The organism is Mycobacterium sp. SMC-18 (genome assembly GCF_045310895.1).
Taxonomy (GTDB): domain Bacteria; phylum Actinomycetota; class Actinomycetes; order Mycobacteriales; family Mycobacteriaceae; genus Mycobacterium.
The window spans coordinates 126,378-145,569 of sequence record NZ_JBJIAL010000006.1; the positions used below are offsets into that span (position 1 = coordinate 126,378).

General features: G+C 68.8%; 21 protein-coding genes and 1 pseudogene. 19 read left to right on the plus strand and 3 right to left on the minus strand.

All coding sequences use genetic code 11. From position 1 onward, the window contains the following. The first annotated feature begins 4 nt into the window (after window positions 1-4). From hemC to ACJH6J_RS07730, 10 genes are all read left to right on the plus strand, one after another. On the plus strand, window positions 5-964 hold the full coding sequence (gene hemC / locus ACJH6J_RS07685) for a hydroxymethylbilane synthase (RefSeq protein ID WP_406803776.1): 960 nt from the start codon (window positions 5-7) through the stop codon (window positions 962-964). A gap of 3 nt (window positions 965-967) precedes the next feature. Further along, window positions 968-2,659 (plus strand): uroporphyrinogen-III synthase, encoded by a 1,692-nt coding sequence (locus ACJH6J_RS07690; RefSeq protein ID WP_406803777.1) that lies wholly within the window; start codon window positions 968-970, stop codon window positions 2,657-2,659. 9 nt (window positions 2,660-2,668) lie between these two features. Further along, window positions 2,669-3,649: a porphobilinogen synthase gene (hemB, locus tag ACJH6J_RS07695; protein WP_138250621.1), complete on the plus strand. Its 981-nt coding sequence runs from the start codon at window positions 2,669-2,671 to the stop codon at window positions 3,647-3,649. After that, window positions 3,646-4,149 (plus strand): hypothetical protein, encoded by a 504-nt coding sequence (locus ACJH6J_RS07700; protein WP_406803778.1) that lies wholly within the window; start codon window positions 3,646-3,648, stop codon window positions 4,147-4,149. Before hemB ends, ACJH6J_RS07700 begins: the two co-directional genes overlap by 4 nt. Window positions 4,150-4,283: 134 nt before the next feature. After that, complete coding sequence (locus tag ACJH6J_RS07705; RefSeq protein WP_406774327.1) at window positions 4,284-4,688, plus strand: hypothetical protein; 405 nt, start codon at window positions 4,284-4,286, stop codon at window positions 4,686-4,688. Next, the gene (locus tag ACJH6J_RS07710) at window positions 4,685-5,185 is read left to right on the plus strand and encodes a DUF3093 domain-containing protein (protein ID WP_406774328.1); all 501 of its coding nucleotides are present in this window, start codon (window positions 4,685-4,687) and stop codon (window positions 5,183-5,185) included. Before ACJH6J_RS07705 ends, ACJH6J_RS07710 begins: the two co-directional genes overlap by 4 nt. After that, entirely contained in the window at window positions 5,182-5,424 is a 243-nt protein-coding gene (locus ACJH6J_RS07715; RefSeq protein ID WP_212807051.1) for a hypothetical protein, read from the plus strand. Before ACJH6J_RS07710 ends, ACJH6J_RS07715 begins: the two co-directional genes overlap by 4 nt. Before the next feature lie 10 nt (window positions 5,425-5,434). Then, a complete protein-coding gene (locus ACJH6J_RS07720; protein WP_406774329.1) occupies window positions 5,435-6,646 on the plus strand; it encodes an acyl-CoA dehydrogenase family protein in 1,212 nt (403 codons plus the stop codon). Window positions 6,647-6,828: 182 nt separating this feature from the next. Beyond that, on the plus strand, window positions 6,829-7,716 hold the full coding sequence (locus tag ACJH6J_RS07725; RefSeq protein ID WP_346417163.1) for an oxygenase MpaB family protein: 888 nt from the start codon (window positions 6,829-6,831) through the stop codon (window positions 7,714-7,716). Then, window positions 7,700-8,302 (plus strand): TetR/AcrR family transcriptional regulator, encoded by a 603-nt coding sequence (locus ACJH6J_RS07730; RefSeq protein ID WP_406774330.1) that lies wholly within the window; start codon window positions 7,700-7,702, stop codon window positions 8,300-8,302. Before ACJH6J_RS07725 ends, ACJH6J_RS07730 begins: the two co-directional genes overlap by 17 nt. On the opposite strand, the gene ACJH6J_RS07735 is transcribed toward ACJH6J_RS07730, so the two are convergent. Beyond that, window positions 8,299-9,930 carry a cation acetate symporter gene (locus tag ACJH6J_RS07735; protein ID WP_406774331.1) on the minus strand — a complete coding sequence of 544 codons (1,632 nt, stop codon included), beginning with the start codon at window positions 9,928-9,930 and terminating at the stop codon, window positions 8,299-8,301. The genes ACJH6J_RS07730 and ACJH6J_RS07735 overlap by 4 nt on opposite strands. Then, window positions 9,930-10,271, minus strand: a pseudogene (locus ACJH6J_RS07740) (DUF485 domain-containing protein). Before ACJH6J_RS07740 ends, ACJH6J_RS07735 begins: the two are co-directional and overlap by 1 nt. A 156-nt stretch (window positions 10,272-10,427) precedes the next feature. Between ACJH6J_RS07740 and ACJH6J_RS07745 the strand changes: the two are divergent. Further along, window positions 10,428-10,820 carry a carboxymuconolactone decarboxylase family protein gene (locus tag ACJH6J_RS07745; protein ID WP_212807045.1) on the plus strand — a complete coding sequence of 131 codons (393 nt, stop codon included), beginning with the start codon at window positions 10,428-10,430 and terminating at the stop codon, window positions 10,818-10,820. Here ACJH6J_RS07745 and ACJH6J_RS07750 read toward each other — a convergent pair. After that, on the minus strand, window positions 10,817-11,197 hold the full coding sequence (locus ACJH6J_RS07750; protein WP_064979305.1) for a nitroreductase family deazaflavin-dependent oxidoreductase: 381 nt from the start codon (window positions 11,195-11,197) through the stop codon (window positions 10,817-10,819). The genes ACJH6J_RS07745 and ACJH6J_RS07750 overlap by 4 nt on opposite strands. A 127-nt stretch (window positions 11,198-11,324) precedes the next feature. On the opposite strand from ACJH6J_RS07750, the gene ACJH6J_RS07755 reads away from it, so the two are divergent. The 8 genes from ACJH6J_RS07755 to ccsB all read left to right on the plus strand — a co-directional run bounded on the left by ACJH6J_RS07755 (window position 11,325) and on the right by ccsB (window position 19,191). Further along, window positions 11,325-12,653 (plus strand): aspartate aminotransferase family protein, encoded by a 1,329-nt coding sequence (locus ACJH6J_RS07755; RefSeq protein WP_406774332.1) that lies wholly within the window; start codon window positions 11,325-11,327, stop codon window positions 12,651-12,653. A gap of 15 nt (window positions 12,654-12,668) precedes the next feature. Next, a complete protein-coding gene (locus tag ACJH6J_RS07760) occupies window positions 12,669-13,055 on the plus strand; it encodes a nitroreductase family deazaflavin-dependent oxidoreductase (protein ID WP_212807043.1) in 387 nt (128 codons plus the stop codon). A gap of 282 nt (window positions 13,056-13,337) precedes the next feature. Next, complete coding sequence (hemL, locus tag ACJH6J_RS07765; RefSeq protein ID WP_406774333.1) at window positions 13,338-14,642, plus strand: glutamate-1-semialdehyde 2,1-aminomutase; 1,305 nt, start codon at window positions 13,338-13,340, stop codon at window positions 14,640-14,642. Then, complete coding sequence (locus ACJH6J_RS07770) at window positions 14,639-15,247, plus strand: histidine phosphatase family protein (RefSeq protein ID WP_406774334.1); 609 nt, start codon at window positions 14,639-14,641, stop codon at window positions 15,245-15,247. The genes hemL and ACJH6J_RS07770 overlap by 4 nt, the downstream gene beginning before the upstream one ends. Before the next feature lie 29 nt (window positions 15,248-15,276). Then, on the plus strand, window positions 15,277-15,855 hold the full coding sequence (locus ACJH6J_RS07775) for a TlpA disulfide reductase family protein (protein WP_406784817.1): 579 nt from the start codon (window positions 15,277-15,279) through the stop codon (window positions 15,853-15,855). After that, on the plus strand, window positions 15,852-16,622 hold the full coding sequence (locus ACJH6J_RS07780; protein ID WP_406784787.1) for a cytochrome c biogenesis CcdA family protein: 771 nt from the start codon (window positions 15,852-15,854) through the stop codon (window positions 16,620-16,622). The genes ACJH6J_RS07775 and ACJH6J_RS07780 overlap by 4 nt, the downstream gene beginning before the upstream one ends. A gap of 107 nt (window positions 16,623-16,729) precedes the next feature. Beyond that, window positions 16,730-18,226 (plus strand): cytochrome c biogenesis protein ResB, encoded by a 1,497-nt coding sequence (locus ACJH6J_RS07785; protein ID WP_406803796.1) that lies wholly within the window; start codon window positions 16,730-16,732, stop codon window positions 18,224-18,226. Continuing rightward, window positions 18,223-19,191: a c-type cytochrome biogenesis protein CcsB gene (gene ccsB, locus ACJH6J_RS07790; protein WP_212807038.1), complete on the plus strand. Its 969-nt coding sequence runs from the start codon at window positions 18,223-18,225 to the stop codon at window positions 19,189-19,191. The genes ACJH6J_RS07785 and ccsB overlap by 4 nt, the downstream gene beginning before the upstream one ends. The last annotated feature ends 1 nt before the right edge of the window (window position 19,192 follow it).

Below are 19,192 nucleotides of genomic sequence, written 5' to 3' on the forward strand. Positions count from 1 at the left end.
ACACTTGGTAACTACCCTCGAAAACGTTGTCCGGATCGGCACCAGGGGCAGCCTTCTGGCGACCACGCAGGCCGGCACCGTCCGTGACGCTCTGGTAGCTCTGGGGCAGCCCGCGGAGCTGGTCATCATCAGCACCGAAGGCGACCGGTCGCAGGCGCCCGTCGCGGACATCGGCATCGGCGTGTTCACCGCGGAGCTGCGGCACGCCATGGCCGACGGCCGCATCGACGTCGCGGTGCACTCGTACAAGGATTTGCCGACCGCACCCGACGAGCGCTTCGTCATCGCCGCTGTGCCGCCGCGGGAAGACCCGCGGGATGCCTTGGTGGCGCGTGACGGATTGGTCCTCGGCGAGTTGCCGGCCGGCTCCGTGATCGGCACGTCGAGCCCGCGACGGGCGGCACAGCTTAGAGCACTGGGTCTCGGTTTGGAAATCCGCCCCCTACGAGGCAACCTAGATACCAGGTTGAACAGGGTAAGTAGTGGTGATCTCGACGCTGTTGTCGTCGCCCGAGCGGGTCTGGCCCGGATCGGACGACTCGACGCCGTCACCGAGAGCCTCGAGCCGGTGCAGATGTTGCCAGCGCCGGCGCAGGGCGCCCTCGCGGTCGAGTGCCGAGTGGGGGACACCGAGCTGGCGACGCTGCTGGGAAAGCTCGACGATCCCGACACGCGCGCCGCGATCACTGCCGAACGAGTCCTGTTGGCCGAACTGGAGGCGGGTTGTTCCGCGCCGGTGGGTGCGATCGCTGAAGTGGTCGAGTCCATCGACGAGGACGGCCGAGTCTTCGAAGAGCTGTCGTTGCGCGGTTGCGTGGCGGCTCTGGACGGATCCGACGTGATCCGGGCGTCCGGGATCGGGACCCCCGAACGGGCACGGGAGCTGGGGCTCTCGTTGGCCGCGGAGTTGTTCGACCTGGGTGCGCGTGACGTGTTGGATCAGCGGACTGTAGAGCGGGAGTGAGAGATGACGACCCGAGTGCGTAAGCAGCACAAGCCCGGCCGCATCACCTTTGTCGGTTCCGGCCCCGGTGACCCGGGCCTGTTGACGACGCGTGCGCGGAACGTTTTGGCGCATGCGGCATTGGTCTTCACCGATCCTGATGTGCCCGAGGCGGTGCTGGCGCTGATCGGCACCGACCTGCCGCCGACGTCCGGGCCGCACCCGGCCGACGCCGAGCCGGCTGCCGACGCCAAGGCCGACGACGCTGCCGCAGGCTCGATCGTCGCGCCCGCTGGGCCTTCGATGACGTTCCCGCACGGCGTCGACGTCCGCCCCGCGCTGGGCGACCCCACCGAGGTGGCGAAGCTGCTCCTCGCCGAGGCGAAGACCGGTGTCGACGTGGTGCGTCTGGTCGCCGGCGACCCGCTGTCGGTCGATTCGGTCATCACCGAGGTGAACGCCCTGGCCAAGACCGCGGCGCACTTCGAGCTGGTGCCGGGCCTGCCGTCGTCGACGGCGGTGCCCACCTACGCGGGCCTGCCCGTCGGCTCGTCGCACACCGTGGCCGACGTCCGCGGTGACGTCGACTGGGCCGCGCTGGCCGCCGCCCCCGGGCCGCTGATCCTGCACGCGACGGTGTCGCACCTGCCGGACGCCGCCCGCACCCTGATCGAATACGGCCTCACCGACAACACCCCGTGTGTCGTGACGGCCAACGGCACCACCTGCCAGCAGCGGTCGATCGAGACCACGCTGGCCGGGCTGCTGGACAAGGCCGTGCTGGAGAAGCCGGTCGGCCCCGAGCCGGTCGGTCCGCTGGCGGGCCCGCTGGTCGTGACCATCGGCAAGACCGTGGCGCACCGGGCCAAGCTGAACTGGTGGGAGAGCCGCTCGCTGTACGGCTGGACCGTGCTGGTGCCGCGGACCAAGGACCAGGCCGGCGAGATGAGCGATCGTCTCGTGGGCCACGGCGCCCTGCCGATCGAGGTGCCGACCATCGCGGTCGAGCCGCCGCGCAGCCCCGCCCAGATGGAGCGCGCGGTCAAGGGTCTGGTCGACGGCCGCTTCCAGTGGGTCGTGTTCACCTCCACCAACGCGGTGCGTGCGGTGTGGGAGAAGTTCAACGAGTTCGGTCTGGACGCCCGCGCGTTCTCCGGTGTGAAGATCGCGTGCGTCGGTCAGGCCACCGCGGACAAGGTGCGCGCGTTCGGCATCAACCCCGAGCTGGTGCCTGCCGGTGAGCAGTCGTCGCTGGGCCTGCTGGACGAATTCCCGGACTACGACGAGATTTTCGACCCGGTGAACCGGGTGCTGCTGCCGCGCGCCGACATCGCCACCGAGACGCTGGCCGAGGGCCTGCGCGAGCGTGGCTGGGAGATCGAGGACGTCACGGCCTACCGGACCGTCCGGGCGGCACCGCCGCCGGCGCACACCCGCGAGATGATCAAGACCGGTGGTTTCGACGCCGTCTGCTTCACCTCGAGCTCCACGGTGCGCAACCTGGTCGGCATCGCCGGCAAACCGCACGCCCGGACCATCGTCGCCTGCATCGGCCCGAAAACCGCTGAAACCGCAGCCGAATTCGGCCTGCGCGTGGACGTGCAGCCGGAGACCGCCGCAGTCGGCCCGCTGGTCGAGGCGCTGGCCGAGCACGCCGCTCGGCTCCGGGCCGAGGGTGCGTTGCCGCCGCCGCGTAAGAAGAGCCGGCGCCGCTAAACTCGGCGTATGGCTTTCCCACGACAGCGGCCGCGGCGTCTGCGTACCACCCCGGCGCTGCGGCGTCTGGTGTCCGAAACCTCGCTGGAGCCACGGCATCTGGTGCTGCCCATGTTCGTCGCGGATGGGCTCGCCGAGCCGCGTCCCATCAGCTCGATGCCCGGCGTCGTGCAGCACACCCGGGATTCGGCGCGCCGCGCGGCGGCGGAAGCCGTCGAGGCCGGTGTCGGCGGGCTGATGCTGTTCGGCGTCCCGTGCGACAGTGACAAGGACGGCACCGGGTCCGAGGGCGTCAACCCCGAGGGCATCCTGAATGTGGCACTGCGCGACCTGAATTCGGACCTCGGCGATTCGACCGTGCTGATGGCCGACACCTGCCTGGACGAATTCACCGATCACGGGCACTGTGGCGTCCTGGACGCGCACGGCCGGGTCGACAACGATGCGACCAACGAGCAATACATCAAACTCGCTGTCGCGCAAGCGCATTCGGGTGCGCATGTGGTCAGCCCGAGCGGCATGATGGACGGGCAGGTGGCGGCCATCCGCGACGGGCTGGACCACGCCGGGCACATCGACGTCGCGATCCTGGCCTACGCCGCCAAGTTCGCGTCGGCGTTCTACGGCCCGTTCCGCGAGGCCGTGGGCTCGAGCCTGCAGGGCGATCGCCGTACCTACCAGCAGGATCCGGGTAACGCCCGCGAAGCGGTGCGCGAGATCGAACTCGACCTCGCCGAAGGTGCCGACATGGTGATGGTCAAGCCGGCGATGAGCTACCTGGACGTGGTCCGCGCCGCTGCCGAGATGTCACCGGTACCCGTTGCGGCGTACCAGATTTCGGGCGAGTACGCGATGATCAGCGCCGCCGCGGCCAACGGCTGGATCGACCTGCGGGCCTCGGTTCTGGAGTCGCTCCTCAGCATTCGGCGCGCCGGTGCCGACATCGTCCTCACGTACTGGGCGACGGACGTCGCGGGCTGGCTGCGGTGAACCCACACAACCCGCACGACCCGCAACACCCCTACAACCCGCAGTACCCGCCCTATCCGGGCCCGGGGCACGGTCAGGGGCCGGACGGACCCGCACCTGAGCCGCGCGAGATGCCGCAGGACGTCGTCACCGGGTTCTGGCTGTGGACGGCCGCGCTGCCGCTGTCGCTGATCGGCTACGTCATCAACCTGCTGACGACGCCCGAGCGGGAGGTGTCGGGCTACGCGTACGCGGTGTCCGGTCTGATGTTGTTCATCATCGCGGTCCTGGTGGCCACGTTCCTGGTGCTGCTGCGGCAGGGCTACCGCTGGGCCCGCAGCATCCTCACCGGCGGGTCCGCGGCCACGATCCTGTATCTGACCACCAATCTGTTCGCCAACTACCACGGCGCGGCCGCGGCGCTGGGTTACGCGGTATGCGGCATCGGCGGCGCCGTCCTGATCGGCGGCGGCGTCTACCTCCTGCACCGCCCCGACTCGAACGCCTTCTTCGTCCGCTGACTTTTCCCGCCCCCAACCTCCGCGAGCGGCCGTGTCTGCACGGCGACACGCCGCGCAATGCGTGCATTTCCGGGCCGCTCGCGGGCGCCCAGGTCGACGTGAACGCACATGTGGCCCGCTAGGCTGGCCCGGATATGACTGAGCCCACGCCCTCTTCGCCGGTCCGACCACAGGCCGTGACCGTCGCTTTCTGGTGCTGGCTGGTGGCCGCCGTGCTCCTGATGGTCGGCGGCATGTTGACCGCCGCCGCGGAGGTGCCCTCCGCATACCGGACTCTGGTGGTGGGCTTCGGCGCCATCACCGCCCTCGCCGGCGCCGCCATGGCCTTTTCCGCCGGCCGTGCCCGCGCGGGGGACAACCGGTTTCGTCGGGCCGCGGTCGCGTTGTCCATGGCGATCGTCATCGTCGTCGGCCTCCTCGCGCTGCTGGGGGTGGCGCAGCTGCTGTCGTTGGTGGCGCTGCTGCCGTTGATCGCCGGGGCGGTCACGATCACCCGGCCGCAGGCGCAGACCTGGTTCGACGGAAAGGCCAACGCATGACGGACGCGCCGACTGACGCCGACGCCGAGCAGGTTCTCTTCCACGAGGTCGGTGCCAGCTGGTGGTGGTTGGCGCTGGGCCCGTTCTCCGGCGCCTCCATCGCGGCGATGCAGTTGTGGTCGGCGCACCGGGTGGATCCGCTCGTGCCGGTGGTGTTCCTCGTCCTCGTCACCGGTTTCCTCGGGTTGCAGGTGAAAGCGGCGCGGCTGCACACGTCGGTGGAGCTGACGCCCGAGTACCTGCGGCAGGGCACCGAGTCCGTCCGCGTCGCGGACATGGTCGGGATGTTCCCGGAGGCGCGAGGTGCCGACGTGCCCCGCTGGCAGTCGTACCGGGCGTTCGGGGAGCTGACGGGCGTTCCGCGCGGCCGCACGGGGATCGGCGTCAAGCTGACCGGTGAGCGCAGCGGGCAGGCGTGGGCACGGCGTCATCGCGGGCTGCGGGCCCAGCTGGAGGCGTTGGGTGTGCGCGAACTCGGTGAGGACGACGACGAATGAGCCGCGACAAGATCGTGGCGGCCGGCGCACTGGTGGCGGCGGTGCTCGCGGCCGTCGGCTCGGTGGTGAGTTGGCTGGCCGCGTCGTCGATCGCCGACGTCGCGCCGGTGATCCCCGGGGAGCCGGTGAAGACATCGGTGCTCTACGACCCGTCGTTCATCTCGTTGTCGTTGTTGCTGGCGACCCTGGCCGGGGTGCTCGCCGTGGTGGGTACGGCGAGGTGGCGGCGCGCCAAGTAGTGTGTCGCGCATGTCTTTTTCGCTAGAACTGTCTGCCGACGTCTGCCAGGTCCGGGACTGGGTTCACGAGTTCGCTGCTGACGTGATCCGTCCGGCCGCACAGGAGTGGGACGAGCGCGAAGAGACGCCGTGGCCGATCCTGCAGGAGGCGGCCAAGGTTGGCCTGTACTCCATGGAGTTCTTTGCTGCCCAGACGGCCGAGGAGACCGGGCTCGGTATGCCCGTCGCGGTCGAAGAATTGTTCTGGGGTGACGCCGGAATTTCGATGTCGATCATGGGAACCGGCCTGGCCGCCGCGTCGCTGGCGGCCAACGGCACCATGGAACAGCTGGGCGAGTGGCTGCCCCAGATGTACGGCGACATCAACGAGCCCAAGCTGGCCGCGTTCTGTTCGTCGGAACCCGGTGCGGGATCGGATGTTTCGTCGATCATCACCCGGGCGCGGTACGACGAGGCGACCGATGAATGGGTGCTCAACGGCACCAAGACGTGGGCCTCCAACGGCGGCATCGCCAACGTGCACATCGTCGTTGCCTCGGTGTACCCGGAATTGGGCTCGCGCGGCCAGGCCAGCTTCATCATCCCGCCGGGCACCAAGGGTTTCAGTCAGGGTCAGAAGTTCAAGAAGCACGGCATCCGGGCGTCGCACACCGCCGAGGTCGTGCTCGACGACGTCCGGCTGCCGGGCCGCCTGATCGTCGGTGGCCGGGAGAAGTTCGAGGAGCGGGTGGCCCGCACTCGCGAGGGCAAGAGCTCGGCCGGTCAGGTGGCGATGAAGACGTTCGAGCGGACCCGGCCGACCGTCGGGGCCATGGCGCTCGGGGTGTCCCGCGCGGCGTACGAGTACGCGCTGGGATACGCGCAGGAGCGCGAGCAGTTCGGCCGCAAGATCGGGGACTTCCAGGCCGTCGCGTTCAAGCTGGCCGACATGAAGTCCCGGATCGACGCGGCGCGGCTGCTGGTGTGGCGCGCCGGCTGGATGGCGCGCAACAACATGCCGTTCGAGAACGCCGAGGGCTCGATGGCCAAGCTCGTCGCCAGCGAGACCGCGGTCTACGTGACCGACGAGGCCATCCAGATTCTGGGCGGCAACGGCTACACGCGCGACTACCCGGTGGAGCGGTGGCACCGCGACGCCAAGATCTTCACGATCTTCGAGGGCACCAGCGAGATTCAGCGGCTCGTGATGTCGCGCGCGATCACGGGGTTGCCGCTCAAATAACGTCCGCGACGGTGCCGGCTGTGGCACGGCGCATCTGATGTACACGAATGTCCCGCTCGGCACGTCTGAGCGGGACGTTTTTGTACGCAGGTGACGGCGTGTCGTCCGCAGACACGGACGCTCGCGGGAAATGGCGGGAGCAGGGGTTGTTACAGAGTGCAAAATTTGTAACACTGTTCCGCATGACCGAACTTGCGGAGCAGTCTGAGCTCGTCGCCGGGGCGAGCGGAGCGACGGGGAAAGTCGACGCCCTGCCCCTGGGGCCGGACTCGCTGGTGTGGAAGTACTTCGGCGACAACCGGATGTACCTGATCGGCCCGCGGCCGGCGGTCCTGCAGAACATGCTCGCCCAGCTGGGCCAGGGCGTGCTGGACCATTCGGTGTTCTTCGCGGACACCTCGGCGCGCATCAAGCGGTCGCTGCCGCCGATCTTCCGCACCGTCTACGGCACCGACGACGACAACACCGGCACGCAGGTCCGCGACTTCCACCGCGAGATCAAGGGCGACATGCCCGACGGCAGCCGCTACCACGCCCTCGACCCGGAGACGTACTACTGGGCGCACGCGACATTCGTCGAGCAGGTGCTGTATTTCGCGGACACCTTCGTCAAGCGGCTGACCGACGCCGAGAAGGAACAGATCTACCTCGAGTCGAAGACCTGGTACCGCCGCTACGGCGTCAGCGACCGGCCCATGCCGGCCACCTACGCCGAGTTCGAGGAGTACTGGGACCGGATGATCAACGAGGTCGCGGTGCCGCACAAGACGGCCCGGTACGGCGTCGGCTATGTGACCAAGGGCTTTCCGGCGCCCAAGGCCGTCAACCCGGCGGTGTGGCGCGTCATCGCGGTGGTGTTCAACCCTGTCGCGGCGTTCCTCACCACCGGCGGCCTCCCCCCGCGGGCGCGGGACCTGCTGGAGCTGCCCTGGTCCGACCGGCAGGAACGCGCCTACCAGTTGTTCGCCGCGGCCTGGCGCAGCAAGCCGGTGAACTGGGTGTGGGACCGGTTGCCGATGTCGGTGCGGTACAACAGCTTTGCGCAGAAGGGCTATGCGCGTGCCCGCTGACGCGACGGCCGCGATCCTCGACGCCGCGCTCGTCGAGTTCGAGCAGCACGGCTTCCGCCGCGTCGCCCTCGATGACGTGGCGCGCCGCGCCGGTGTCAGCCGCACCACCATCTACCGGCGGTTCGCCAACCGTGACGAGCTGGTGGCCGCCGTCGTCGAACGGGAGAACGTCGTGCTGTTCGACGACATCGCCCGCGAGCTGAAAAACGCCGGGCCCCAATCGGATCTGTACGTCGAGGCATTCACGCTGTCGATCCTGCGCTTCCGGCGGCACCGCGTGCTCAACCGGATGATGATCGACGAGCCCGCGCTCGTCATCGAGCTCATGCAGCGGCACTACGGGGCCGCCGTCGGCCGGATGGCGGCGGCGCTGCGCGTCATCTTCCCCGAGGGTTTCGCCGACCGCATCGGCGAACAGGCCGTCAACGACCTCGCCGACACCATCCTGCGCTACGCGGCGATGGTGCTGCTGCTGCCCAGTGTCGAGGCGCTCGACAGTGCCGAGGAGATCCGGGCTTTCGCCGCACGGCATTTCGTGCCGAGCCTGCCCGCGGCGTTGCGGACGAACTCGCCCGTGCGGGGCTAGTGCGCGACGGGCTTCTCGGCGCCCACCCCGGTCAGTGACCGCACCTCCATCTCGGCGGCCAGTTCGGGATCCCCGGTGTCCGACGACGTCAGCGTGCCGATGATGCCGAGCACGAACGCCAGTGGGATGGACACGATGCCCGGGTTGGCCAGCGGGAAGTACGCGAAGTCCGCACCCGGGATCATCGCCGTCTTGCTGCCCGATACCGCGGGGGAGAAGACGATCGGCACGATGGTCGAGATCAGGCCGCCGTACATGCTCCACAGCGCGCCGCGGGTGTTGAACCGCTTCCAGTACAGCGAGTACAGGATCGTCGGCAGGTTGGCCGCGGCCGCCACAGCGAATGCCAGGGCCACCAGGAATGCCACGTTCTGACCGTTGGCGAGGATGCCGAGCCCGATCGCGAACACGCCCAGCACGACCGCCGTGATCCGGGACACCCGCACCTGCTCGTCCTCGGTCACCTTGTGGGACTTGAGAACCGAGGCGTAGATGTCATGTGCGAAGGACGCCGACGCGGTGATGGTCAGGCCTGCCACGACCGCGAGGATCGTCGCGAATGCCACCGCCGAGATGACGCCGAGCAGGATCACGCCGCCGAGTTCGAACGCCAGCAGCGGGGCCGCGGAGTTCACGCCGCCGGCGGCCTTGAGGATGCGGTCCGGTCCCACCAGGGCGGCGGCGCCATAGCCGAGCACCAGCGTGAACAGGTAGAAGGCACCGATCAGCGCGATGGCCCAAACCACCGACCGCCGTGCCTCTTTCGCGGTCGGCACGGTGTAGAAGCGCATCAGCACGTGTGGCAGGCCCGCGGTGCCCAGCACCAGCGCCAGTGCCAGCGAGACGAAGTTGATCTTCGAGGTGAGGGAACCGCCGTACTGCGCGCCGGGCGCCAGGACGTCGCGGCTGGAGACGCCCTTGGTGGTGGCGTGCGAGATGGCCGACTGGGCCGAACCGAGGATGTCGGAGAAGTTGAACCCGAACTTGCCGAGCACCATGACCGTCATCAGGGCGGCACCGGTGATCAGCAGCACGGCCTTGATGATCTGCACCCACGTCGTGCCCTTCATGCCGCCGACCAGCACGTAGACGATCATCAGGACGCCGACGACCGCGATCACGATCGATTGGCCGCCCCGGCTCTTCACGTCGAGCAGCAGCGCGACCAGGCCGCCCGCCCCGGCCATCTGGGCCAGCAGGTAGAACAGCGACACCGTCAGCGTCGACGTGGCCGCGGCCAGCCGGACCGGGCGCTGCCTGAGCCGGAAGCTCAGCACGTCGGCCATGGTGAATCTGCCTGTGTTGCGCAGTAATTCGGCGACGAGCAGTAGCGCCACGAGCCAGGCGACGAGGAAGCCGATGGAGTACAGGAAGCCGTCATAGCCGTAGACGGCGATGGCGCCGGCGATGCCGAGGAAGCTCGCGGCCGACAGGTAGTCGCCCGCGATGGCGATGCCGTTCTGCGGGCCGGAGAAACCGCGGCCGCCGGTGAAGAACTCGTCGGCGGTGGCATTGCGCTTGCTGGCCTTGATGACCACGACCATCGTGACGACGACGAACACGCTGAAGATGCCGATGTTGGCGACGGGGTTGCCGACGGTGGCGGCGGCCAGCACGGTGGTGGTCATCAGGCGCCCTCGAGTTCTTCACGGATGGCGGCAGCCCGCGGGTCGAGCTCGCGGTTGGCGAAGCGCACGTACAGCCCGGTGATCACTTACGTCGTCAGGAACTGACCCAGCCCGATCAGCAGCCCGACATTGATGTTGCCGAACACCCGGATGGCCATGAAGTCATGGGCGAAGGCGCCGAGCGCGACGTAGAGGCCGTACCACAGCAGGAAGAACGCGGTCATCGGAAACACGAAGCGGCGCAGCCTGGTTCGCAACTCCTGGAACTCGGGGCTGGCCTGCATGGCGAGGAACTGCTCCCCGGTGGGGGCAACCCTCTCGGGACGGTCGGTTTCGGGCACCGAGGGCTCCTGACAGTTGGCTGTGAGGGTGGATCGGGCATGAACCTAATTGAGAGCTGGGTCACTCGCGACCGGTATCGCGTTCTGTTCACCGAATTCGGTTCCGGTCGCGCTGCGCTACGGTCTGCCGCAGCCACCCGAGAGAAAGGCCCAGAGATGACCAGCGAGCCAGCTTCGGCGTTCGACGCCGGAATCGCCACCCGCCGTCAGGTGATGGGCGACGAGTTCGTCGACCGCGCACTGGCCCGCACCAGCGGCACCGAATCGGAACCGATCCAGCGCTTCGTCACCGAGCACGTGTGGGACGCGGTGTGGAACCGGCCGGGACTGAGCCGCCGCGACCGCAGCTTGCTCAACCTCGGCATGCTGACGGCGCTGCGGGCCCATGAAGAACTCGCCGGCCACGTCCGGGGCGGGCTCAACAACGGCCTCACCCGTGACGAGATCGTCGAGGCGATCATCCACGCCACCGGCTATTGCGGCGCGCCCGCGGCGCTGAGCGCGATGCGCGTGGTGCAGCAGGTGCTCGACGAGACGCGCGGCGACTAGGCCCGGCGCAACAGCACGGCCTGCTCAAAAGGCAAGCGCGGGAACACCTTACGCAGCGATCCGGTGATGAGCGGGGCGGCGTCCTCCTTGCTCACCACGCGCGGGTCGACGACGTCGTACGTCTGGCCGCGCCGGGTCAGTTTGCCGCCGCCGGCCTTGGTGATGTTCTTGAGCCAGTCACGGTCGGGGCCGTAGGTCAGCAGGATGGCGAAACCGTCGGCGGTGGTGAACACCGTCAGCGGGGTGCGGAACGTCTTGCCGGACTTACGCCCGACGTGCTCGAGGATGCCGAACGTCGGCGCGCGGCCCGCCCACAGCCGCTGGATGGGGTTGGTGACCCGACGGTTGAAGCGTGCGACCGACTGCGGAATCTGCATGTCCCCATCGTGCGCCATCGTGGTTGGGGCGGCCAGGGGAGCGAGTAAAGTTACCGACCGGTAGCGGCGACGACGCGGTGTCGCACACCAGTCCGTAACCCGCTGATTCATCTTCGAGGAGGAATGCATGCCTGCGCCCGCCAACGCTGACGCCCGCCGGATCTATGACCTGGAGCGCAGCCGCGTATTCCACTCGTGGTCGGCCCAGGGGAAGCTCGATCCGATGGTCTTCACCGGCGCCGAGGGCAGCTACCTCATCGACGGTGACGGCAACCGTCTCCTCGATTTCTCGAGCCAGCTCGTCTACACCAACATCGGCCACCAGCACCCCAAGGTCGTCGCCGCCATCGCCGAGCAGGCCGCCAAGCTGTGCACCATCGCGCCGCAGCATGCCAACGAGGCCCGCGCCACGGCCGCCGACCTGATCTGCCAGGTCGCCCCCGAGGGCTTCAACCGGGTGTTCTTCACCAACGGCGGCGCCGACGCCGTCGAGCACGCCATCCGCATGGCGCGCGTGTTCACCGGCCGCTACAAGACGCTGTCGACCTACCGCAGTTACCACGGCGGCACCGCGCTGACGGTCAACCTCACCGGCGACGTCCGCCGCTGGGGCAACGACTACGGCACCGAGGGCACCACGCACTTCTTCGGGCCCTTCCTGTACCGCAGCCAGTTCAATTCGCTGACGCAGGAGGAAGAGTCCGAGCGCGCCCTGGCGCACCTGCGGTCGGTCATCGAGTTCGAGGGCCCGTCCGCGTTCGCCGCGATCATCCTCGAGTCGGTGCCCGGCACCGTCGGCATCATGCCGCCGCCGCCCGGCTACCTGCAGGGCGTGCGCGAGCTGTGCGACCAGTACGGCATCGTGATGATCCTCGACGAGGTCATGGCCGGCTTCGGCCGCACCGGTAAGTGGTTCGCGCTGGACAACTACGGCGTCACCCCCGACCTCATCACCTTCGCCAAGGGCGTCAACTCCGGTTACGTCCCGCTCGGCGGCGTCATCGTGAGCGACAAGATCCTCGAGCGCTTCCTGGACCAGCCGTACGGCGGCGGGCTCACCTACTCGGGCCACCCGCTGGCGTGCGCGGCATCGGTCGCGACCATCACCGCGATGCACGACGAGAAGATCGTCGAGAACGCCGAACTGATCGGCACCGACGTCTTCGGACCGGGCCTGGCGGCGCTCGCCGAGAAGCACGACATCATCGGCGACGTCCGTGGTCTCGGTGTGTTCTGGGCCGTCGAGCTGGTGAAGGACCGCGCCACCAAGGAGCCGCTGGCGCCGTACGGCGGGTCGTCGCCCGAGATGGGCGCCATCAACGCACGGGCCAAGCAGAACGGCCTGCTGCTGTTCATGAACTACAACCGCTTCCACCTGGTGCCGCCGTGCAACATCAGCATCGACGACGCCAAGCGCGGGCTGGACATTCTGGACGATGCGCTGAGCGCGGTGTAGCCATAGGCTCTGGCCATGGCCTACCTCAAGCCGCCGTGGTTCGTCGTCCATGTCTTCAACCCCATCGCGCGGCTGACCGGTATCGGTGGCAGCCAGACCCTGACGGTCACCCGTAGCTCCAATCACGTGCCGCAGCGCATCCCGGTCGTGGTGCCGGAGGTGGACGGGGTGAAGTACCTGGTGTCCACGCGCGGCGAGTCGGCGTGGGTGAAGAACGTCCGGGAGAACCCGGTGGTGGCGCTCGGCAAGGCGAACTACCTGGCCAGCGAGATTCCGGTCGCGGACCGGGCGCCGATCATCGCGGCGTACCGGCCGCTGGCCGGCAAGGTCGTCGACCAGTACTGGCGCGAGCTGCCCGATGACGCCGACCACCCGGTGTTCAAGCTGACGCCGCAGAACTAGGGGCTGGCCCGCGGGTCACACCCGTCGCGTCAGACCCACGCACCACTCCGGTGTCAGCCGTTGTCGCCGAATGTGCAACCAGCGCGCAAGAATCGTGAAAACGAAGCGCTGACTGCACATTCGGCGGCATCGAGGTCGTCGGTCGCAGACTTGACCGGGCCTGCTGGGTACCTGGGCCTCGCCTCGCGACCGCCGGGATCGGCGCGATCTCCCGCCGCAGCGTGAGCCAGCTCCTACACCCTGTAGTTGGTCCATTCGCGCCGGGCTGGGACACTGGTGGCCATGCGCTCTACCGACGTCTCCGCGAAACTGTTCGCCGACGCGTCGACCGTGATCCCCGGCGGGGTCAACTCGCCAGTGCGTGCCTTCAGCTCGGTCGGCGGTACCCCTCGTTTCATCACCTCGGCCAACGGCTACTGGCTGACCGACGCCGACGGCAACCGCTACGTCGACCTGGTGTGCTCATGGGGCCCGATGATCCTTGGCCACGCCCACCCCGCCGTGGTCGAGGCCGTGCAGACCACCGCCGTCAACGGATTGTCGTTCGGCGCCCCGACGCCCGCCGAGACGGAGCTGGCGCGCGAGATCATCGATCGCGTCGCCCCGGTCGAACGCATCCGCTTCGTCAACTCGGGCACCGAAGCGACCATGAGCGCCATCCGGCTGGCCCGCGGCTTCACCGGCCGGCCCAAGATCATCAAGTTCTCCGGCTGCTACCACGGCCACAGCGACGCGCTGCTGGCCGACGCCGGCTCCGGCGTCGCGACGCTGGGGCTGCCGTCGTCGCCGGGGGTCACCGGGGCGGCCGCCGCCGACACCATCGTGCTGCCGTACAACGACCTCGACGCGGTGCGGGAGGCGTTCGCCGCGGCGGGCGACCAGATCGCCTGCGTCATCACCGAGGCCAGCCCCGGCAACATGGGCACCGTCCCGCCGGCCGCGGGCTACAACGCCGCGCTGCGGCAGATCACCGCCGAGCACGGCGCGCTGCTCATCATCGACGAGGTGATGACGGGCTTCCGCGTCAGCCGTGGCGGCTGGTACGGCCTCGACCCGGTCGCGGCCGACCTGTTCACCTTCGGCAAGGTGATGAGCGGCGGCCTGCCCGCCGCGGCGTTCGGTGGCCGCGCCGAGGTGATGGAACGGCTGGCGCCGCTCGGCCCGGTGTACCAGGCCGGGACGCTGTCCGGGAACCCGGTCGCGATGGCCGCGGGCCTGGCCACGCTGCGCGCCGCCGACGAAGCCGTCTACCGCGCCCTCGACGTCAACGCCGACCGGTTGTCCGGACTGCTGACCGACGCGCTCACCGAAGCCTCTGTCGCGCACCGGATTTCGCGCGCCGGGAACTTCCTGACGGTGTTCTTCGGCGACGGGGACGTCGTCGACTTCAAAACCGCGAAGGCCACCGAGACCTGGCGCTACCCGGCGTTCTTCCACGCCCTGCTGGACGCCGGGGTCTACCCGCCGTGCAGCGCCTTCGAAACCTGGTTCGTCTCGGCCGCGCTCGACGACGCTGCGTTCGACCGGATCGCCGACGCGCTGCCCGCCGCCGCGCAGGCCGCCGCCCAAGCTCAGGAGCCCGCATGACCGACAAGACGATCGTGCACGTGATGCGGCACGGCGAGGTGCACAACCCGGACAAGATCCTGTACGGCCGCAAGCCCAATTTTCATCTCTCCGAGCGTGGGCAGGCGCAGGCCGAGGCGGTCGCCGGGTGGCTGGCCGAGCGCGACATCGTCTACGTCGTGGCCTCGCCGCTGGAGCGCGCGCAGGAGACCGCGACGCCCATCGCCGCCCGGCACGGCCTGCCGATCGACACCGATCCCGAGCTCATCGAGTCGACGAATGTGTTTGAGGGACAGCGCGTCTCGCCGGGTGACGGTGCCCTGCGCGACCCGCGCAACTGGTGGCACCTGCGCGACCCGAAGACCCCGTCATGGGGTGAGCCGTACAAGCACATCGCGGCGCGCATGACGGCCGCCGTGGACCGGGCGCGGGTCAAGGGCATGGGGCACGAGGCGGTGTGCGTCAGCCATCAGCTGCCGGTGGAGACGCTGCGCCGCGCGATGCTCGGCAAGAACCTGCACCACTTCCCGACCAAGCGGATGTGCAATCTGGCGTCGGTGACGTCGTTCTACTTCCACGGCGACCAGATGGTCGGCTGGGGATATGCGGAGCTGGCCGGACAGTGACTTCGCTGGTGGCCCGTGCCGGGGCAGTGATGGCGGCCGTCCTGACGACGGCCGTGTTGCTCGTCGGCTGCTCCACCGGTGACGACGCCGTCGCACAGGGCGGCACCTTCGAGTTCGTGGCGCCGGGCGGCAAGACCGACATCTTCTACGACCCGCCGTCGAGCCGCGGCAAGCCGGGCGCGGTGCGGGGACCGTCGCTCACGGATCCGTCGAAAACCCTGTCCCTGGACGACTTTTCCGACCAGGTCGTGGTGATCAACGTGTGGGGGCAGTGGTGTGGCCCGTGCCGCTCGGAGATCGCCGAGCTGGAGAAGGTGTACGAGCAGACCAAGGCGCAGGGCGTCGCGTTCCTGGGCATCGACGTCCGGGACAACAACCGGCAGGCCGCCGTCGACTTCGTCGTCGACCACAAGGTGACGTTCCCGTCCATCTATGACCCGGCGATGCGCACCATGATCGCGTTCGGCGGCAAGTACCCGACGACGGTCATCCCGTCGACGCTGGTGCTGGACCGTCAGCACCGGGTGGCCGCGGTGTTCCTGCGGGAGCTGCTGGCCGACGACCTCAAGCCCGTCGTCGAGCGGCTCGCCAAAGAGGGCAAGGCATGACCTCCTTCGCCGAAACCGCGGCCGCCGGACCGCTTTTGGTGGCCCTCGGGGTCAGCGTGCTGGCCGGGCTGGTGTCGTTCGCGTCGCCGTGCGTGGTGCCGCTGGTGCCGGGGTACCTGTCGTATCTGGCCGCGGTGGTCGGGGTGGACGACACCGAGGGCACCACGAAAGTGCGTACCGCCCGCTGGCGCGTGGCCGGCGCGGCGGCATTGTTCGTCGCGGGCTTCACCGCGGTGTTCCTCATGGGCGCGGTCGCCGTGCTCGGGCTGACCACGACCCTCATCGCCAATCAGCTTCTGCTGCAACGCATCGGCGGCGTCGTCACGGTGCTGATGGGCCTCGTGTTCATCGGGCTGGTCCCGGCGCTGCAGCGTCAGGTGCGGTTCACGCCGCGCCAGGTGTCGACGGTCGTCGGCGCGCCCTTGCTGGGCGCGGTGTTCGGGTTGGGCTGGACGCCGTGCCTGGGCCCGACGCTCACCGGCGTCATCGCGGTGGCCTCGGCCAGTGACGGCGCCAGCGTCGCCCGCGGCGTCGCGCTGGTGATCGCGTACTGCCTGGGTCTCGGCATTCCGTTCGTGCTCTTGGCCTTCGGATCGGCCCGCGCCGTGCAGGGCCTGGGCTGGCTGCGCCGGCACACCCGCGCCATCCAGATCTTCGGCGGTCTGCTGCTGATCGTCGTCGGCACCGCGCTGGTCACCGGGGTGTGGAACGACTTCACCTCATGGGTGCGCGACGCCTTCGTCAGCAACGCAAGGCTCCCGATATGACCGACGTTTCCGCACCCGACGCCGTGTCGGGCGGCCAGACCCGCCGCTCCGGCCCGATCTCCCGGGTGGTCGCACTGTTCCGCAACACCTGGCGGACGCTGACGTCGATGGGCACCGCCCTGGTGCTGCTGTTCCTGCTGGCGCTCGGCGCCATCCCGGGTGCGCTGCTGCCGCAGCGTTCGCTCAACGCCGGCAAGGTCGACGAATACCTGGCGCAGCATCCGACGATCGGGCCGTGGCTCGACAAGGTGCAGGCCTTCTCGGTGTTCTCGAGCTTCTGGTTCACCTCGATCTACGTGCTGCTGTTCATCTCGCTCGTGGGCTGCCTGACGCCCCGCATGATCGAGCACATCCGCAGCCTGCGCGCCGTCCCGGTGCCGGCGCCGCGGAACCTGGCGCGGCTGCCCAAGCACGCGCAGGCCTCCGTGCCGGGTGAGCCGGACGCCGTCGCCGACCGGATGGCGAAGCGGCTCAAGGGCTGGCGCCAGACCACTCGCACGCTCGACGACGGCACTCGCGAGATTTCGGCCGAGAAGGGCTACCTGCGCGAGTTCGGCAATATCGTCTTCCACTTCTCGCTGCTGGGCCTGCTGGTGGCCATCGCGTTCGGCAAGATGTTCGGCTACGAGGGCAACGTCATCGTCATCGCCGACGGCGGGCCCGGATTCTGCTCGGCCTCCCCGGCCGCGTTCGACTCGTTCCGCGCCGGCAACGTCGTCGACGGCACCTCACTGCACCCCAGCTGCCTGCGGGTCCACGACTTCGACGCCCGGTACCTGCCGAGCGGGCAGGCCACGGCATTCGCGGCGAACATCGACTACCAGGACGGCGCCGACCTGGTCAGCGGCACCTGGCGGCCGTACCGGCTGGAGGTCAACCACCCGCTGCGGATCGGCGGCGAGCGCATCTACCTGCAGGGCCACGGCTACGCGCCGACGTTCACCGTCACGTTCCCGAACGGCCAGACCCGCACGTCGACGGTGCAGTGGAAGCCCGAGAACGCGCTGACGCTGCTGTCCTCGGGTGTCGCGCGCATCGACCCGTCGGGCGGCAGTTATCCCGACGACCGCGAGCGGCGCAAGCACCAGATCGCCATCCAGGGCCTGTTCGCCCCGACCGCCGAACTCGACGGCAAGCTGCTGTCCTCGAGCTTCCCGGCGATGAACGCGCCCGCGGTGGCCATCGACATCTACCGCGGCGACACCGGGCTCGACAGCGGCCGCCCGCAGTCGCTGTTCTCGCTCGACCCCCGGCTGATCGACCAGAAGCGGCTCACCAAGCAGGCGCGCGTCAACCTCAAGGCCGGCGAGCAGACCAAGCTGGACGACGGCACCGTCATCAAGTTCGACGGCGCGGTGCCGTTCATCAACGTGCAGGTGTCGCACGACCCGGCGCAGGTGTGGGTGCTCGTGTTCGCGCTGACCATGATGGCCGGGCTGCTGGTGTCGTTGGTGGTGCGCCGCCGCCGGGTTTGGATTCGGATCGTGTCGGCCGGGCCGGGTACCGTCAACGTCGAGCTCGGCGGCCTGGCCCGCACGGACAACTCGGGGTGGGGCGACGAGTTCGAAAAGCTCACAGAGCGGTTGATTGAGGACAAGCGATGAACACAGAGCACATCGACATCGACCTGGCCCGGTACTCGGACTGGGCATTCTTCAGTTCCTGGACGGTGCTGTGCCTGGCTTTCGTCTTGCTGGCCGTCGAGCTGGCGTCGAGCCGTGGCCGGAAGGTAGAGACCCGAGAGCTGGTCGGTGCGGGCGTAGGCGCGAACAGCACCATCCCAGGCGTCATCGTCGACGCACCCACCCGCTCTGTTGACGAGCGCATCGGCCGTGTCGGGCTCGCGCTGGTGTACGTCGGCATCGCCATGTTGTTCGTCTGCATCGTGTTGCGCGGTCTGGCCACCATGCGCGTGCCGTGGGGCAACATGTACGAGTTCATCAACCTGACCAGCTTCTGTGGGCTGGTCGCAGCGTCGATCGTGATGCGCAAGCCGCAGTACCGGGCGCTGTGGGTCTTCGTCCTGGTGCCCGAGCTGATCCTGCTGGCGGTGTCGGTCAAGTACCTGTACACCAACGCCGCGCCGGTGATGCCCGCGCTGCAGTCGTACTGGTTGCCCATCCACGTCTCGGTCGTCAGCCTCGGCTCCGGCGTCTTCCTGGTCGCCGGCGTCGCCAGCATCCTGTTCCTGCTCAAGATGTCGCCGCTGGCACATCAGGACAACGGGTTCGGCCGGATGATCCAGCGCCTGCCGGATGCCCAGACCCTGGACCGCATCGCCTACCGCACCACCATCTTCGCGTTCCCGATCTTCGGGTTCGGCGTCATCTTCGGGGCCATCTGGGCCGAGGAGGCCTGGGGCCGCTACTGGGGCTGGGACCCCAAGGAGACGGTGTCGTTCGTCGCGTGGGTCGTCTACGCCGCCTACCTGCACGCCCGATCCACCGCGGGCTGGCGCGACAAGAAGGCCGCGTGGATCAACGTCGTCGGCTTCGTCGCGATGGTGTTCAACCTGTTCTTCATCAACCTGGTGACCGTCGGCCTGCATTCGTACGCCGGCGTCGGCTGAG

Coding starts and splice junctions, on each gene's coding strand:
- ccsB (WP_212807038.1), top strand. CDS start 18,223: ATGAACACAGAGCACATCGACATCGACCTGGCCCGGTACTCGGACTGG.
- ACJH6J_RS07760 (WP_212807043.1), top strand. CDS start 12,669: ATGGCCTACCTCAAGCCGCCGTGGTTCGTCGTCCATGTCTTCAACCCC.
- ACJH6J_RS07710 (WP_406774328.1), top strand. CDS start 4,685: ATGACGGACGCGCCGACTGACGCCGACGCCGAGCAGGTTCTCTTCCAC.
- ACJH6J_RS07735 (WP_406774331.1), bottom strand. CDS start 9,930: ATGACCACCACCGTGCTGGCCGCCGCCACCGTCGGCAACCCCGTCGCC.
- ACJH6J_RS07705 (WP_406774327.1), top strand. CDS start 4,284: ATGACTGAGCCCACGCCCTCTTCGCCGGTCCGACCACAGGCCGTGACC.
- ACJH6J_RS07775 (WP_406784817.1), top strand. CDS start 15,277: ATGGCGGCCGTCCTGACGACGGCCGTGTTGCTCGTCGGCTGCTCCACC.
- ACJH6J_RS07770 (WP_406774334.1), top strand. CDS start 14,639: ATGACCGACAAGACGATCGTGCACGTGATGCGGCACGGCGAGGTGCAC.
- ACJH6J_RS07755 (WP_406774332.1), top strand. CDS start 11,325: ATGCCTGCGCCCGCCAACGCTGACGCCCGCCGGATCTATGACCTGGAG.
- ACJH6J_RS07780 (WP_406784787.1), top strand. CDS start 15,852: ATGACCTCCTTCGCCGAAACCGCGGCCGCCGGACCGCTTTTGGTGGCC.
- ACJH6J_RS07690 (WP_406803777.1), top strand. CDS start 968: ATGACGACCCGAGTGCGTAAGCAGCACAAGCCCGGCCGCATCACCTTT.
- ACJH6J_RS07785 (WP_406803796.1), top strand. CDS start 16,730: ATGGGCACCGCCCTGGTGCTGCTGTTCCTGCTGGCGCTCGGCGCCATC.
- ACJH6J_RS07725 (WP_346417163.1), top strand. CDS start 6,829: ATGACCGAACTTGCGGAGCAGTCTGAGCTCGTCGCCGGGGCGAGCGGA.
- ACJH6J_RS07745 (WP_212807045.1), top strand. CDS start 10,428: ATGACCAGCGAGCCAGCTTCGGCGTTCGACGCCGGAATCGCCACCCGC.
- ACJH6J_RS07715 (WP_212807051.1), top strand. CDS start 5,182: ATGAGCCGCGACAAGATCGTGGCGGCCGGCGCACTGGTGGCGGCGGTG.
- ACJH6J_RS07750 (WP_064979305.1), bottom strand. CDS start 11,197: ATGCAGATTCCGCAGTCGGTCGCACGCTTCAACCGTCGGGTCACCAAC.
- hemB (WP_138250621.1), top strand. CDS start 2,669: ATGGCTTTCCCACGACAGCGGCCGCGGCGTCTGCGTACCACCCCGGCG.
- ACJH6J_RS07720 (WP_406774329.1), top strand. CDS start 5,435: ATGTCTTTTTCGCTAGAACTGTCTGCCGACGTCTGCCAGGTCCGGGAC.
- ACJH6J_RS07730 (WP_406774330.1), top strand. CDS start 7,700: ATGCGCGTGCCCGCTGACGCGACGGCCGCGATCCTCGACGCCGCGCTC.
- hemL (WP_406774333.1), top strand. CDS start 13,338: ATGCGCTCTACCGACGTCTCCGCGAAACTGTTCGCCGACGCGTCGACC.